Annotated in this window: 14 protein-coding genes and 2 pseudogenes; 8 read left to right on the forward strand and 8 right to left on the reverse strand. The window is 51.8% G+C overall.

Features of this window, described 5'->3' with window-relative positions:
• Positions 1 to 40 precede the first annotated feature (40 nt).
• Positions 41 to 223 carry a DUF1289 domain-containing protein gene (locus G9Q84_RS08735; protein ID WP_181643159.1) on the forward strand — a complete coding sequence of 61 codons (183 nt, stop codon included), beginning with the start codon at positions 41 to 43 and terminating at the stop codon, positions 221 to 223.
• 297 nt (positions 224 to 520) lie between these two features.
• On the forward strand, positions 521 to 715 hold the full coding sequence (locus G9Q84_RS08740; RefSeq protein ID WP_181643160.1) for a hypothetical protein: 195 nt from the start codon (positions 521 to 523) through the stop codon (positions 713 to 715).
• A 398-nt stretch (positions 716 to 1,113) separates the two neighbouring features.
• Here G9Q84_RS08740 and chrA read toward each other — a convergent pair.
• Positions 1,114 to 2,471, reverse strand: a pseudogene (gene chrA, locus G9Q84_RS08745) (chromate efflux transporter).
• Between the two features lie 1,476 nt (positions 2,472 to 3,947).
• On the opposite strand from chrA, the pseudogene G9Q84_RS29770 reads away from it, so the two are divergent.
• The 3 genes and pseudogenes from G9Q84_RS29770 to G9Q84_RS08755 all read left to right on the forward strand — a co-directional run.
• A pseudogene (locus tag G9Q84_RS29770) lies at positions 3,948 to 4,070 on the forward strand (HAMP domain-containing protein); the annotation flags it as partial.
• A 159-nt stretch (positions 4,071 to 4,229) separates the two neighbouring features.
• On the forward strand, positions 4,230 to 4,934 hold the full coding sequence (locus G9Q84_RS29775; RefSeq protein WP_420875415.1) for a methyl-accepting chemotaxis protein: 705 nt from the start codon (positions 4,230 to 4,232) through the stop codon (positions 4,932 to 4,934).
• Between the two features lie 188 nt (positions 4,935 to 5,122).
• The gene (locus G9Q84_RS08755; protein WP_181643162.1) at positions 5,123 to 5,488 is read left to right on the forward strand and encodes a histone-like nucleoid-structuring protein, MvaT/MvaU family; all 366 of its coding nucleotides are present in this window, start codon (positions 5,123 to 5,125) and stop codon (positions 5,486 to 5,488) included.
• A gap of 44 nt (positions 5,489 to 5,532) precedes the next feature.
• Here the strand turns inward: G9Q84_RS08755 and G9Q84_RS08760 are convergent, their stop codons facing one another.
• Positions 5,533 to 5,664 (reverse strand): DUF2256 domain-containing protein, encoded by a 132-nt coding sequence (locus G9Q84_RS08760; protein WP_181643163.1) that lies wholly within the window; start codon positions 5,662 to 5,664, stop codon positions 5,533 to 5,535.
• A gap of 235 nt (positions 5,665 to 5,899) precedes the next feature.
• Between G9Q84_RS08760 and G9Q84_RS08765 the strand changes: the two genes are divergently transcribed.
• Entirely contained in the window at positions 5,900 to 7,093 is a 1,194-nt protein-coding gene (locus G9Q84_RS08765) for a GGDEF domain-containing protein (protein WP_181643164.1), read from the forward strand.
• Positions 7,094 to 7,095: 2 nt separating this feature from the next.
• Positions 7,096 to 7,278 carry an NAD(P)-binding protein gene (locus G9Q84_RS29780; RefSeq protein WP_181643204.1) on the forward strand — a complete coding sequence of 61 codons (183 nt, stop codon included), beginning with the start codon at positions 7,096 to 7,098 and terminating at the stop codon, positions 7,276 to 7,278.
• 392 nt (positions 7,279 to 7,670) lie between these two features.
• Here the strand turns inward: G9Q84_RS29780 and G9Q84_RS08775 are convergent, their stop codons facing one another.
• Both G9Q84_RS08775 and G9Q84_RS29785 read right to left on the reverse strand, forming a co-directional pair.
• The gene (locus G9Q84_RS08775) at positions 7,671 to 9,731 is read right to left on the reverse strand and encodes a TonB-dependent receptor (protein ID WP_181643165.1); all 2,061 of its coding nucleotides are present in this window, start codon (positions 9,729 to 9,731) and stop codon (positions 7,671 to 7,673) included.
• Positions 9,732 to 9,783: 52 nt separating this feature from the next.
• Positions 9,784 to 10,167, reverse strand: coding sequence for a DUF2946 domain-containing protein (locus tag G9Q84_RS29785; RefSeq protein WP_282446076.1), 384 nt, complete (start codon positions 10,165 to 10,167; stop codon positions 9,784 to 9,786).
• A gap of 792 nt (positions 10,168 to 10,959) precedes the next feature.
• Between G9Q84_RS29785 and G9Q84_RS08785 the strand changes: the two genes are divergently transcribed.
• Complete coding sequence (locus G9Q84_RS08785; protein ID WP_181643167.1) at positions 10,960 to 12,024, forward strand: HD domain-containing phosphohydrolase; 1,065 nt, start codon at positions 10,960 to 10,962, stop codon at positions 12,022 to 12,024.
• A 172-nt stretch (positions 12,025 to 12,196) separates the two neighbouring features.
• Here the strand turns inward: G9Q84_RS08785 and G9Q84_RS08790 are convergent, their stop codons facing one another.
• The 4 genes from G9Q84_RS08790 to G9Q84_RS08805 form a co-directional block, all read right to left on the reverse strand.
• A complete protein-coding gene (locus G9Q84_RS08790; RefSeq protein WP_338104085.1) occupies positions 12,197 to 12,745 on the reverse strand; it encodes an SH3 domain-containing protein in 549 nt (182 codons plus the stop codon).
• A 50-nt stretch (positions 12,746 to 12,795) separates the two neighbouring features.
• Positions 12,796 to 13,272 (reverse strand): hypothetical protein, encoded by a 477-nt coding sequence (locus G9Q84_RS08795; protein WP_181643168.1) that lies wholly within the window; start codon positions 13,270 to 13,272, stop codon positions 12,796 to 12,798.
• Positions 13,253 to 13,477 carry a hypothetical protein gene (locus tag G9Q84_RS08800; protein WP_181643169.1) on the reverse strand — a complete coding sequence of 75 codons (225 nt, stop codon included), beginning with the start codon at positions 13,475 to 13,477 and terminating at the stop codon, positions 13,253 to 13,255. Before G9Q84_RS08800 ends, G9Q84_RS08795 begins: the two co-directional genes overlap by 20 nt.
• A gap of 165 nt (positions 13,478 to 13,642) precedes the next feature.
• Complete coding sequence (locus G9Q84_RS08805) at positions 13,643 to 14,569, reverse strand: alpha/beta hydrolase (protein WP_164444776.1); 927 nt, start codon at positions 14,567 to 14,569, stop codon at positions 13,643 to 13,645.
• Positions 14,570 to 14,588 lie beyond the last annotated feature (19 nt).

Raw genomic sequence — 14,588 nt, forward strand, 5'->3', positions numbered from 1 at the left:
ATCGTCTGGCTCAATTAGGCGCGACCAAAGGGGACTGACAATGGCTAAAGAAATTGAAAACCCCTGCATCTCGACTTGCCAGCTGAGTGGTGATCTCTGTGTGAGTTGCGGGCGCAGCAAGGAAGACATTAGAAAGTGGAAACGCATGAAACGGCCTGAAAAAATGGCCGCTGTACAAAGGGCGAATGTGCGATTGAAAGGACTGAAGAAAGCTGACGTATAGTCACTTGCACTGGATGACCGCTGTGGGACGTTAACGCGTGCGCTGTGGTCAAGTAACTTTCGGTTTGAAAGCGCCGCTGGAGGCCTATCCAGACTCACCGTTCCCGACCTTGAAAGAGTATAGTCACATCGAGTCTATGGTCGACCTGGCCGTGAAGTACAGGAAAAGCAGCCAAGGATGGTTTTAGAGCGAGATCAATTCTGATCGTTGACTGTGCTTTCCGTAGATGAGACTCGAGTGAATTTTTTGTTGTACTAAGCTAAGGTCACTTGTGTGTATTTCCTTCAAGAGGGATCTATGAATAATTTCAGATTTGTCGCTGTCCCTGCGGTACCGACCGAGACAGGATCCTTACGCACCGCAAAGCGTGCTATCGCTAAGATTTCGGCTTTAGGATTTAACATCTACGACAATGAAGATAAAATGCGTTTGAAAACAAACTACTTGACCAGAGTTGAAGCTGAGCGCGAGTGTGAACGACTGAATATTTAGTTTCATAGAGGTCATCTTCTTTCAGACGATGTGTCTGCCCTCCTAAAGCGCTTTGAGCAATACAACACCTCTTCTCAATATCGCTCCCATTTCTTGCGCCATGCGATGGGGGCGCGCAGGTCATGCAGTTTTTGAAAGGAAGCTCACTATTTATCAAAATGCCCATTAGTTGGGTTAACGACGTATTCCGAAGGCGTGACAACGGTCACCAGCGGTGATACTGATTCAAAAGGTTGCCATTGCAACCATAAAACCAACGACTACCACTGCCACTAAACGGCAAAAGCCCAGCGCAAGGCTGGGCTTCGTTTCGAGCTGGTCTCTATACAGTGAGGAGGCCAGTAGGGTGGTCTTGCGAGCTCTATGCCCGCCCAAGATCGTTAACCGGTTCGTACTTTCTAGCGCAGAAAATGTACTGCCAAGCCGAATAGCGCGCAGGCCATCAGCACCTGAATGACGCCCCGTTTAAAACGGAATAAGGCAATTGCGGCAGCAATCGCGATCAGTGCGGATGGCCAGTCGAGGTTGCCGCTGAAGCCTTTCGGCCAAAGCACGTGATAGCCAAAGAAACACGCCAGATTTAGGATCACTCCAACGACGGCGGCAGTGATGGTAGTCAGCGGCGCAGTGAACTTCAGTTCGTTGTGAGTCGACTCCACCAGCGGGCCGCCCGCGAGGATGAAAAAAAACGAAGGCAGGAAGGTAAACCAGGTCACCAGGGATGCGGCGATGGCTCCGACCAGAAATACCTGATCAGCCCCGAACACTTGGAATACATAGGCCCCAACAAAGCCCACGAAAGCCACCACCATGATCAGTGGCTCTGGCGTGGTCTCACCCAGCGCCAGGCCATCAATCATTTGTGTCGGGGTCAGCCAGCCATGGTGACCGACCGCGCCTTGGTAGACATAAGGCAACACAGCGTAGGCCCCACCAAAGGTCAGTAACGCCGCTTTGGTAAAGAACCAGCTCATTTGGGTTAGGGTTCCTTCCCGGCCAAAGAGCGCGGTCAAAATCCTCATTGGTAAAGCCCATAACACGGCGCCGATAAGTGCGAGTGATGCCAGTTTCAACCAACTGAACCGTGCATGTTCCGGGGACGGAGTGTCGTCATCGATCAATGCTGGGCCGAAGTTTTTTTTGGCGGCGCTATGCCCCCCGGCTCTGAATTTCTCGGGGGCCAAACGCCCTCCAAAATAGCCGATTAACGCTGCCCCAAGACTATCAGCGGGAAAGGAACATTGAATGCAAAAATCGCGGCAAATGACGCAGCCGCTATCGCCCACAGCCAATTGTTCTTCAGTGCCCGAGAGCCGATCCTATGCGCCGCTTGTAACACTATGGCCGTCACGGCAGGCTTAATTCCATAGAAGAGTCCGGCTACCACGGGTACTTCACCGAACGCGATGTACATCCACGACAGCGCGATCAGAATGAACAGTGAGGGCAGCACAAAAAGCACACCGGCGATGATGCCTCCCCAGGTTCGATGCATCAGCCAGCCAATATAGGTCGCCAGTTGCTGCGCCTCTGGCCCAGGCAACAACATGCAGTAATTGAGGGCATGCAGAAATCTGCGTTCGGAAATCCAACGCCGTCGCTCCACCAACTCCTGGTGCATGATCGAGATCTGGCCCGCAGGCCCGCCAAAGCTGATGAAGCCGAGCTTCAACCAGAACAAGAACGCCTCACGCAGGCTGATCGCTTCCGGTCTCGACAGCTCTTCTCCAGCCATTGGTGCCAATATCTTACTCATTGGGTTGTTCCTCTTTCACAAACCCGGCGAGCAGTACGTCGAAAATAGCGCTCGCAGCAGCCAGCAAATGGTCGTCGTCGGTATCTCCTAAGGACGAATACCTGGCCTGGCTGTTGGCAGATCGGTGTGGGCAAATGTCATCCTGCAGAGGTTCACTACGTTAGCTACCGCAGCGCTTGCCCCTACAAAGCTCTATTGAAGCAGTGATGGCTCGGCGACATCACCGCTCTCAAGGCGTTCCAAACTTGTACAAAAATAAATATATGTACAACTTTTCATAAAGTTATCAATCTGAATGCCGACAGGATGACTGAAACGTTTAATTACATAAAACGTGATTAGCCGAATGAGCCAGACAGAGCCCGGCATTCGAGAAAATGGAGCGTTCTCAACAAAAAACCAACTACAAACCGTCCCATTCCGGGCTGTGAGAACTCTATGAATATCCTTGCTCCTGCCGTAAGCCTAGCTAATCGATTACGCTTCCCCGCGAAATTTGGTGTGCTCGCAATCATTGTCTTCATCCCTCTGGTTCTACTCGGTACGCGCGTCATCCATCAGATAAACGAGAGCCTTGAGGTTATTCGCTCGGAACAATTGGGCCAGCGCTATCTTTTGGATGTCACACCTGTACTGCGCTTATCAATGTTGCAACGCGCGCTGACGAACCGATTTCTCAGCGGTGACAGAACCGCTCAAGCCGATCTATCGGCCAACCAGACGAAGCTGGAGGACGCGTTTTCGAAACTGGCCGCCACCGACAGGCAATTCAACACGCAGCTGGAAACCGGTGATCGCGTGCAGCGTCTGCACACGGCGGCACAGCGTTTGATTGAGCAGGCAAAGGCCGATGCCAACCAAAGCGAGATGTTCGACAACTGGAACGATCAACTCACCGAGACATTGAACTTCGTGTACTACGTATCGGCCACGTCGGGCATGGTGTTGGATGAAGATTACGCATCGCTTTTCATGATCGACCAGAGCACCCTGAGGCTGCCACGGCAAATCAACATCGTCGGGCAATTGCGCGGTCTTGCCAGCGGACTGCATGACGGACAAACGTTGAGTTCGGGTGCGCGCAGCGTTATCAAGTCGATGCTCAAAAATGAGTTACTCATCCACAAAGAACTTCAACAAAGCCTGGCCCTGTTGCGCCGCAGAGAACCTGCCCTCGCCGATAGTATTCAGGCACCGATCACCAGTGCTTTTGTGAGCCTGGACAGTTTCCGTGCCGACCTTGAAGTATTGATTGGCGCACCAAGCGATACCATCACCGGTGTTCAGAATCTGCCAGCCAAAGGCAATGCGGTGGTGGCTGAGTTGTACAAGGCGCAAGACACGCTGCAAGAAGCACTGCTGAATGCGCTTGAACGGCGAGTTCAGGAAAAAACTTCGGAACGGCTATTCATTCTAGGCATGTTTGTCGTTCTTGGCCTGCTGCTGGTTTATGTGTTCAGCGGCATCTACAGCGCCATGCGTCGCACTATCTACGATGTTTTGATCGCCACCCAACTCATTGCTAAGGGCGACCTCAGCGTGCGCATTCAAGTGCGCGGCAAAGATGAAATGGCCGACGTGGGCAATGGCCTTAACCATATGGTGCAAGCCTTTAGCTCCTCGCTGGCGCAGGTCGAACGTAGTTCACAATCGGTCTCCGATGCGGCGGAGCGCATTGGGGTGTCGATTGACCGGGCTAAACGCTCGATGAGCACCCAGCAAAGCGAAACCGAACAAGTCGCTACGGCTATCAACGAGATGACCGCCAGCGTTGCGGACGTGGCACAAAACACCGAGGGCGCCGCCCACGCTGCTGAGCAAGCCAGCCAGTCCTCCAACACCGGCCTGGCGAAGATGCAGGAAACCCGCATGACTATTGAAGCCTTGGCCGATGAGGTGGAACGCTGTGCGCAAAAGGTTTCGGCGCTTGCGCAACATAGCCAGCAGATCGGCGGTGTTATTGAGGTGATCCGTAACATTGCTGATCAAACGAACTTGCTGGCGTTGAACGCGGCCATTGAGGCGGCCCGCGCAGGTGAGCAGGGTCGAGGATTCGCGGTTGTAGCCGACGAGGTCAGAACGCTGGCCTCGCGCACACAAAACTCCACTGAAGAGATACGCCGGATTATCCAAGAGCTGCAACTGGCAACAGGCGACGCCGTCGAGCAAATGAAAGCGGGAAAACTGCGCGCGCAGGAGTGCATCGAGTCCGCTGATCAGGCCTCGACCAGCCTAGATGCAATCAATGACGGCGTTGAGCAAATCGTAGGAATGAACACCCAGATAGCCAGCGCGGCGGTTCAGCAACACGCCGTCTCGGAGGATATAAATCGCAATGTGACCGAGATTCGTAACGGTAGCCTTGCATTGATGGAGGGGATAGAGGACAACGCTGTGACTGCGGAAGAACTCTCGCTGCTGGCTGTGGAACTGCGTACTGTCGTTTCGCGTTTCAAGCTGTAACGTGACAGAAAGGGAGCCCAATTTGTTGCCTCCCCCAGCTTTTGCTTACGCGCCTACGGATACCGCGTTGATTCAATCGTAAGCGAAGGACACCCAGCATTTTATAGGGTCTAAGAGTTGAGTCTTCTCCTTCCTGCGAGTGTCTATTCTCTCGTAACGTGACAATATTAATTACTCAGGAAACTCCCATGTCCAAACTCGCAGAATTCCGCCAACTCGAAAAACACCTTGCTGAACAACTCCAGGCGCTCGAAGCTCTCAAGGGCGATGCTGGCTTCAAGCAAGAAATAGAATTTGAAACGAAGCTGCGCGATTTGCTTGAAAAATATGGCTACAGCCTCAAAGACGTAGTCAACCTACTTGATCCAGATGCTAGTCGTCGCGCTCCAGTTTCTGAGCTAAAACCCGGCACACGCAAAGCCCGCAAGGTGAAGGTTTACAAGAACCCGCACACAGGTGAAACCATCGAAACGAAAGGTGGTAACCACAGAGGCTTGAAACAGTGGAAAAGTGAGCACGGCGCAGCGACTGTAGAGTCTTGGCTAGCCAAGTAATCTCTGTCGAGTACAAAGGGCCCATTAGGGGCCCTTTTTTGGGCTCAACTTTTCGTGCGCCGGCAGCGCTCCGAACAGTAACGAACCTCCTCCCAGCAGCGAGCCCATTTTTTCCTCCAAGTGAAAGGAAGGCCGCACGTAAGGCACTTTTTTACCGGAAGCTCGCTCTTTTTCACAGCCGCGCCCATGTTGATTGGTGAGCAGGTTACTTCGACATACGTTATCAATTTTCAAAACAGAATCATTGAGAGTTCCGTATTTGAAGTGCTTTTCCCGGCCGTATAATGGTGCCGTACAGCTATGTCGATGCCAATCCTGAGCTTCGAAGCTTTCAGGGCTTAGGCGTAGCACTCGATCATTTCGGCTAAACTCGCCTATAAGAGGTGCTAGTGCAAGCGCCAGGTGAACCCCATGATCGCTGACACTCCTACTCTTTTCGCCTGTGTCGCTTTAGTAGCGATGATTATGGCGTTTTGTTTAATTCTTGTCGGAGAGTTCAACCAGCGTGACGGCCTTCTAACGATAGGCTTCGGTTTGTCAGCTCATGCATTAGCCTACATCGGCTATACGTTCTATGGTCACGCACCGTTGTGGTTGACCTACGGCGCCGCCAACACACTGCTGGCAGTAGCACTGGCTTTTTATGGAGTCAGTGTTTTTCGGATTGTCGAGCTTCCTGTCGCCTGGTGGCGAGTGTTTGCTCCAGCGGCATTGATGCTGGTGTTGATGGTCAGCTTGATCGATACGCTAGAACCGCGAATGCTCGCCGCTACGCTACTGTTGATGCTGCAGTGTTCATTGATCATTTACTGGACGCGCCGGCACATTCCCGCCCAGGGGCGTGCACGCATGTTGTTGATCATCGGATCGAGTATTAGCCTGATCGGTTTGGGTATGCGGGTTGTCGCGGTGCTTGGCGGAGGTGCTGCGGAAATGCGTTACGACGTAAGTAACCTTAAGCAAACGATCTCGGTCAGCATTGGTACCTTCACCGCGATGATGATCTCCCTGGGCTTGGTACTGCTGTCCAAAGAGCGGAGTGAGTCCTTGCTTCAACACATGGCGTTGCGAGATGTGTTGACCGGGATTCTAAATCGTCGAGCCATCCTCGATCAGTTCTCGACTGAGTTGGAGCGTGCGCGCCGAGACAGCTCCAGCCTGGCAGTAGCTATGGTAGATATCGATTACTTCAAACAGATCAACGACAGGTATGGCCATCTGGCAGGAGACGAGGTGATTAGCCACTGCGCCAATCATCTAACCCAACGAATTCGTCATTCCGACAGTATTGGTCGTTATGGAGGTGAGGAGTTTTTGATTTTGCTGCCGAGCACTAATCCCGAAGGGGCCGTAGCTGTGCTAGATGAGCTCCGCGCTTCTTTGGCCGAGTCGCCAGCTCAATATGATAAGACAAAAATTTCGCTTCGCATCAGTATCGGTGTTTGCTGTGTGGTACCCACTGAAGGCGACACCATAGCCAGCCTGCTTACCAGCGCAGATTCGGCACTTTATGAAGCGAAGGGCGCCGGTCGGAATACTTTGCGGTTTGCACCATCGCTTTTCCAACCGAGCGAAACACTAGCCGTTGCAGTCTTAGAGATCTAAATATAAAGGTTTGTAGTGGTCTATACGCAGCGTATTTACTCCAACTCCAAGGAATTTCTGATTACGTTCTGTTTGACGCGCATGAGAGGCTTGGTGGAAAGGTGCTATCTGTAGGACTTGCGAGTACAGGCGAAGCCGCGCCAGATCAGACCAATCGATTCGATCTGGGGCCCTCCTTGTTCTGACCCGTCCCTCAATCAATTAGCACTCGGACTCACGAGCAGCTTGGTAGGCTCTGCCCGGCACACGCCAAATTGGCGTTCATTCGTGGCTCCTCACGGGCTGGCCGGCTTACTCTCCAACCGGCTTAGTAGGGATCTTTCGAAAACAGGCACTCACCACAATTGGGCTCGTGGTTCGCGATTTCATCCTCACGCCAGGCCATCATAGATCCACTATCAACGCCGAGCGGCTTGCGCTCAGGTCTCTTAAAAGTGCGTATCATCGCTTGCATCTTCACAGAAGGGGCCGAATGCACAGGAATGCGACGCTCTACCCGTAACGCTAAATGAGTCAAACATTCAAGAACCAAAAAGCCAGAGATACCTCTGACTTTGCTCTCTTTGATAACACAGTGTTAAAGCTTCATGTTGAGCGAGACATAAGCCGAACGGCCTGGTGCTGGTGAAAACATCGCCTGGTCGTCGCCACCCCAGAAGAAGTTGTCGTACCAGACGTACTCATAGTCTCGGTCGGTCAGGTTCTTAACCTGAAGGTCGATACTGGTCGCTTCGCTCAAGCGATAGCTGACATTGGCATCTAGGACGGCGAAACCACCATATTTCCCGGCTTCATTAGCCGTGTCGATGTAGTAATCACCTTGAGCTCGGGCCTGCATGCCGAAGCGCCAGTCATCGTTCATGCGGTAATCGACGCCCAGATTGCTGATATATCTCGGCGTTGAGAAGACTTCCTTGCCCGCCAAGGATTTGCCGTTGGCATCAAAAGCCTTAACCACCTTGGCCTCTTGGATTGCATGCGAGCCCCATATCGTCCATTGGTCATTAAGCTGGCTAGTGAACTGCATATCGACACCTCGACGACGAGTTTCACCGAGTCCAACTGTCGTGCCTGTCGCTGGCATGTTCGACACTTCATCGGTTGCGTCTTGTTGCCATACTGCAACTCGCGTCTCTGTACCGGCGAATGGGCGGTATTTTATGCCTACTTCCTTACCGGTATTGATTGACGGATCGTAGTGCGAAGCCCCGTTGATTAGATAACCTGGATCGGCGTTCCCGGTGAGTATCTGGAAGGTGCGCCCCCAGTTGGCATAGACGTCAATATCTTGATTGATGCTATAGACCACGCTGAGCTTGGGCTGCTCGATCCAACCGTAATCCTGCAAAGATCCCTTTGCAATTGAAGTGCCGTTGAACGCCTTGGTACTACCGCTAAACCTGTCCACACGCATAGCGGGGATGATCTTGAGGGAGTCGGTCGGCTGGATAATCGCTTGAACGTAGCCACCCACGTTATACAACGTATAGTGATCGTCATTCTGAATACGCGCTGGTGGCGCATCGAAATCGGTCGGCACCCCATACGCAAAACGTCTGCGTTCGTATGAGTTGTTCTGCTCCTCATAGTTTATGCCGCCATCGAGCGTAAGCCAGTCGTTGGCGCGCCAAGTCAGGTTGTTCAGCATCCCAAGCTGTTGTTCGTCCCAGAAACGACGCTGGCGCGGAGCATTACCAGGCTGATAACTGGTGAAGGTGATCGAGCGGTCATCGTTGTAGCTGTTGTAGTACAGCTTGCTGCTCAGGTTCAGATCGTCATTTGGCTGCCAGTCCATGTGCAGGCTCAAGTGCTTCATGTCGCGGTCACTACGGTCATTGTCGTTCTTTTCCGGCGAATTCTTACGGCTGGCGTGCAGCTCTTCGCGAGTGAGGAACCCGCCTTCGTCAGCCTGATGGTGATAGAGACGTGCGATGGCGCCGATCCGGAAGGTTTGATCGTCGTTGCTGAGAAACCACTTGCCACCCAAGGCATATTTATTCGAGTTGCTATGATCGCGGGATCCGTCCGAATCCTGTTTGGCCAGTAGGTAGTTCTGCGCGAAGTTACCGTCTTCGTGGCCGATAGCTAGTTGTACTTCACGGGTATTAAAGCTGCCGTAGGTCAGGCGGCTATCGGTGTAGTTTCCGCCCTGGCGGGTGGCATAATTGATATTGCCGCCAATGTTGTGCAAGCCGTAGCGCGGATCATTAGTCCCACGTACCACTTCGATATGGTCGATATCGAGTGGGAAGATCATGTCGACAAAGCGTTGGTTGCCGCTGTTGACGTTGCTCGGAATACCGTCGATCAGCACCTTGATGCCGTTGATGTAGCCCTCGCCATTGAACGCACGAAAAGTAGCCTTGCCGGACTCGGCGCCTTGACCAGTCTCGGTCAGCTGTATACCGGGCATCTGTCCCAGCAACTGCCAGCTGTTCATTACGTTCTTGTCTTCTACCTGATCGCCGCCTAGGACATCGACAGAAGTTAGTATGTTCTCGGTGCGCAAAGCGGTACTTTCCTGCTGCGAAATGCGTACCTCTCCCAGAGTGATCGTTGAATTTCCAGACTCGGCAGCATGGAGGACGGTTGAGGCCAGCGCTGTTAGGACAGCGAATGAGGCCGGGGCGGATTTCATGGTATCTCCGAAACTACAGATCGCAGTGATTAAGGGAAACTGGCTGGCGGCGTTAGCCAATATCGCGGAAGCAGCGATCGAGAGCGTGCTGACGTCCGGAGCCAAACGGCCAGCACATTAGTTTGTTATAACGTAACGATTCCACTGGATTTTGTAACCTAATGTTAACTTCCTCTAAGCGATCAACCGCCCATAGGGCCTGCAACGTTGCGCTCCAATTGTGGTAATGCGCGTTGGGAATACTTGGAGTGTGGAAGAACAACGAGCAATAGCCGCACGCATCTAGCAGGTGTTCAAGGTGGGCGCCTTGAAGGCGGTACGAATCATTCTGCATCGTCATGCAGTGATCGTCCGCCGATCCCGCATGCTTCATCCAAACAGTACCCTGACCAATCAAGGGGCCGAGCAACATCATCAGCACGGCAAATGACGCCAACCAAGATGCTAGTCGGCGGTCTGTCGTGCAGGTGCCGCTATCGGTTTGAGGTCACGCGCGACTAGCTCTTCAAATTTCGTGCAACTGTCCAATTGCTGATGATTTTGTTTGCTCACAACGTAGCCGAATACAGTCAAGGCCTGTTTGAGAGAAGGGCTGGGTTCACTCATCCAAGACTGTGGCTCGTTCAAATTAACTCGTCTGGCTCATACGGCGCGTCTGCGTTGAGCCAATACCGAGATCCTGCGACTGGGTAGCCGGGTGGTGAAGCATCCATCCTACAACAGCTTTCTTTTTCTGAGCCTAGAGTTGACCCCACACAGCTTTGTCGTTGCTGCGGCCAGTATTGCGGACATATCGCAGGCCGAAAAAATGTTTACGCCGACTCGGTTTATGCTAAGTGAGAGGAGCATGAAAAACCTGCATGGGGGAGCAAAATAGCTTCAATCTAGCTATGCACAATTGCGCTTGCGTGGGTTGTCTAAGAGCATGAAGCAGACGGTGAAGGTCGCTCAACGGAGCTTTGTAAGAAAATGCCGGCTTTGTTGGCAGGCGCGATAGGTATTCTATAATAACCAGGCGGTTATAAAGCTTGTAAAAAAAGCTAAATCGCTTATTATTTTCAGGGTGATATCAATGAGCCATCTTTGCCAGTTAGAAACTTAATATCACTGAGCGGGGAGCACTGCGTGAAATAAGGGTTTTGAGCTAGTACACCGCTTCCAAAATCCAGCGGAGTCTATGCCCTAATATAAAGGCTAAAGGTGGCAATTAAAATATGTCGGTGACAATATGAGCTCTCAACTTCTAGCGGAAAGTGAAATTGTAATTATTGATGATGTGTTAACTAATTTGTTAATTATTAGCTCCTATTTAAAGGTGGTTGGATTTTCTAGGGTTCATGTTTTTTCTGATTCTACAGAAGGCTTGGAGTGGTTGTTAAATAATAAATGGGATTTGGCTCTGTTGGATTTGAATATGCCGTTTCCTAACGGCTTCGATATTCTTGAGCAGCTTCAGGAAAGAGATCGGGCAGAGCAACCTATAATCATAGTCACCGCGCTTAATGACCCTGCAAGCCGCAGAAAAGGGTTAGAAAAGGGTGCCAATGAATTTGTTTCAAAACCAATGGATTTTCCAGAGCTTTTACTCCGCGTGCAAGGTTGCTTGAAGTTATCCGACGCGTCGCGTAAGTTGCGAAGCAACAATATTGAGCTTGCGCGGCAGGTTGAGGAGCGAACGGAGCAACTGCAAAATAGCTATAAGGCTGTCATTAGCAGTTTAAGTAAAGCTGCGAGTTATAGGGATGAAGAGACAGGCTCACATATCAGGCGTATCGGACAGTCAGCTGCCATCGTGGCGAACGCCCTCAATATGCCTTCGCCATGGTGTGACTTAATTCGTTTAGCTGCTCCAATGCATGACGTTGGTAAAATAGGCGTTGATGATTGTATTTTGCGTAAACCTGGAGCTCTTACAGATGAGGAGCGTAATGCCATGCAACAACACACTCGTATTGGATATGAGATTTTATCAAATTCTAACGGTGCCGCAGTAACTGAAATGGCAGCAGAAATAGCTTTGTCACATCATGAGCGTTGGGACGGGCACGGCTATCCAGATGGTTTAAAGGGAGAATCGATTCCTCTCAGTGCGCGGATAGTTGCAATATGTGACGTTTATGACGCGTTGCGAATGAATCGTCCTTATAAAAAAGCATGGGCGAAGGAACGAGCACAAAGTTACATTTTTGATCAAAGTGGCAAACATTTCGATCCTCGAATTGCTGATGTGTTTTGCTCATTGTTTGATGAAATTGAAGAGTTGCGTGATGCCGACGAGTTACCAGGGTTGTAGTTGTGTGATTTGTACTGATTTTTTGGGTTTTTGTGTTTGAATACTCAGGGTTTTGAGGTTGAATTTCGAGCCATGTGTCATTTCAACGTTTTTCTCAGTTGTTAGTATGATTTTTTACGTGGATTTTCAATGCTGTTTCGCGTGAACCCCGCAAGCGGCATCAGATGATCGCTCAAACGCCGTACCGTTTGTTACCTCCAGAGGTAATGCAGTATCGACCACCCCGAGGCCCGATACACACATTCCCAGAGGAACAAAGGCAGGATGAACCGTAAGCTGGAGTCTGTTGGCGAACAGGATTTGGAAGCTGGGCCGCTGGTCTGGGCTTCGACGGAACGTAGCAGCCAGACCCGATGCACAGGCTTTTTAACGAAAGCCACTTCGGTGATTGACCATCAATGCTGATGCGTGCCCAATCGTTGCGCGTCTCGAAAACCTGAACCTTTTCCCCGCGCCTCAGTTTGGAGATGACCTTTCCACCTGGTTGATCCCTGACATTGAGATTATTGACACTCACAAAGTGTTCAGTTGCGGAATCAGGAGCCGGGGCTGGCGGTGAGGCCGGAGAAATCGACGCTAGCGTATTCGGCGTGCTAAGAGCGTGTGGCTGTACCGGGGCTGGAGGCGTGTCTTTCTTCCCCATTGCCCACAGGACGGCAAAAAGAATCAGGAGCGGGACAAACCATGACGGGGACTTCTTGCGCATATCCATTGCTCTCATTCAGCATGTATTACAACGGCTGTTTTCCTGACCAACCTGACGTCATTCACCTACTGCGAGCTTAGCCAAACTTCCATTTTTTGCAGCTTGTCGGGATCTAAAAGTTTGCGCCTTCCCGAATTCAGGATTTCAAAAAAACGCTGCTTCGTTTCGGAAGAGGGAAACCAATCAGCGACCTCGACGTTGCAGTGCTTAGAATCACTTAGCACCCATTTCATCACCATGTCAGCTGCCGCTCTGTAGTGATCTGCCATGAACAGCCGTTTGCCGTCTTCTGACCAGCCTCGCATCGCAAGATCGTCGGTTACGTCGATGACTCCAGCGTCTCCAAAGAAATCGGTGGTATCTGGGTAGTGGACGCCTGCCAAGGACACTTTCGCTACGCCCGAATCGCGGTCGAAGTAGGACAGGAAATGCCACCCACCTGTAGTGCTTCCAGCGTGCGGAAAGTTGATCGCAGCCTTGCCAGTGATGTAGTGCGTGCGGGATACGCGTTTGAGATCAAAATCAAAAAGCGGCTGGGTCATGGGAGCTTTTGAGCCGGGCTAGCCCCTGTTTGATATGACCAGCGTTCTCACCAATTGTGTAAAGCGCACCACGGACGTTGTCGCCGACTTCCGGATGTCCTTGCGCTTCCACCTGGAGGGTCAGCTCCATGAGCGCGGCTTCGAGAGCGAGCTGATTTTGGTACATCCTTTCCAGCACATCCGACAACGAGTATTCCTTTGGCATTGATGTGGCCTCCTTCAGGGAAACTCAGCATAGCGCAGCACAAGAAATGAATACGTATCTAGACAAGGCGAGCTGTCAGACTACTAGCAGTGGATGGGCAAATGGCCTTAGAAAATATGGGTAGAGCCACGATAGCCTAGAAAGCTATCGCGGTTGTTCTGCGTTTTAGCGGTTAGCGTCGGCCAAGCCAGCCTCGATGAAGCGAACGGAGCTCTCCATAGCCTGCTGAGCTTCAGGCAGCATGGTGGCGTAGAAGTGCCAGGCGTGGAACATCGCTGGCCATACTTCCAGATTCACGCGAACGCGGTTATCAGCCAGGTGAGTTGCAAGGCGCATTGCATCACTCAACATCAGCTCGTTCTCGCCGATCTGCACCAAGATCGGTGGAAGACCGGTGACGTCCGCGAACACAGGTGAGGCCAGAGGATGATTGGCCAATGTGTCGCCTAGGAATGCTCTGGCGAGGATGTCCAAGACAGGCTTGGAGTTCAGAGGATCCAGGCCTTCACGGTTGCTCATGGAAGCACCGGTGTGTTCAAGGTTCGCCCATGGTGAGATGGAGGAGCCAACCGCAGGCAATGGAAGCCCTTTCGATTTAGCCGCGACCATGACGCTGACAACCATTGCGCCGCCAGCCGACTCGCCAGAGAACGCAATTTTGTTAGCCGGGATTTTCTGCTCAAGCAACCATTCGTAAGCGCGCAATGTGTCGTCAATAGATGCTGGAAACTTGTGCTCAGGAGCGAGGCGGTAGTCCGGCATGTATACACGAGCACCGAGCATTTTCGCGTAGTTGCCGCCGATACCGTGGTAGCCGTCTGGACGTCCTACAATGTACGCGCCGCCGTGGATGTACATCACGACCGCGTCCGTTTTGATCTCGTCCGGAGTAACCAATGTGCCGGGTACGCCACCCATGTCGACTGCTTCGAATTTAACGCCAGCTGGCGCTGGATTTTGCGCGAGCATTTTTGCGTAAGAGTCGCGGATGTCACTCATTTTTGTGGTGGTATCGATTCCCTTAAGAACGGGTACCAGATCGCTAAGGCTATTGGCCCAGGTTTGGACGGCTGCTTGGACTTTGGTGTTCATAATGACCTCAATTGATCGT

The sequence above is a fragment of the Pseudomonas sivasensis genome (genome assembly GCF_013778505.1).
Classification (GTDB): Bacteria; Pseudomonadota; Gammaproteobacteria; order Pseudomonadales; family Pseudomonadaceae; genus Aquipseudomonas; species Aquipseudomonas sivasensis.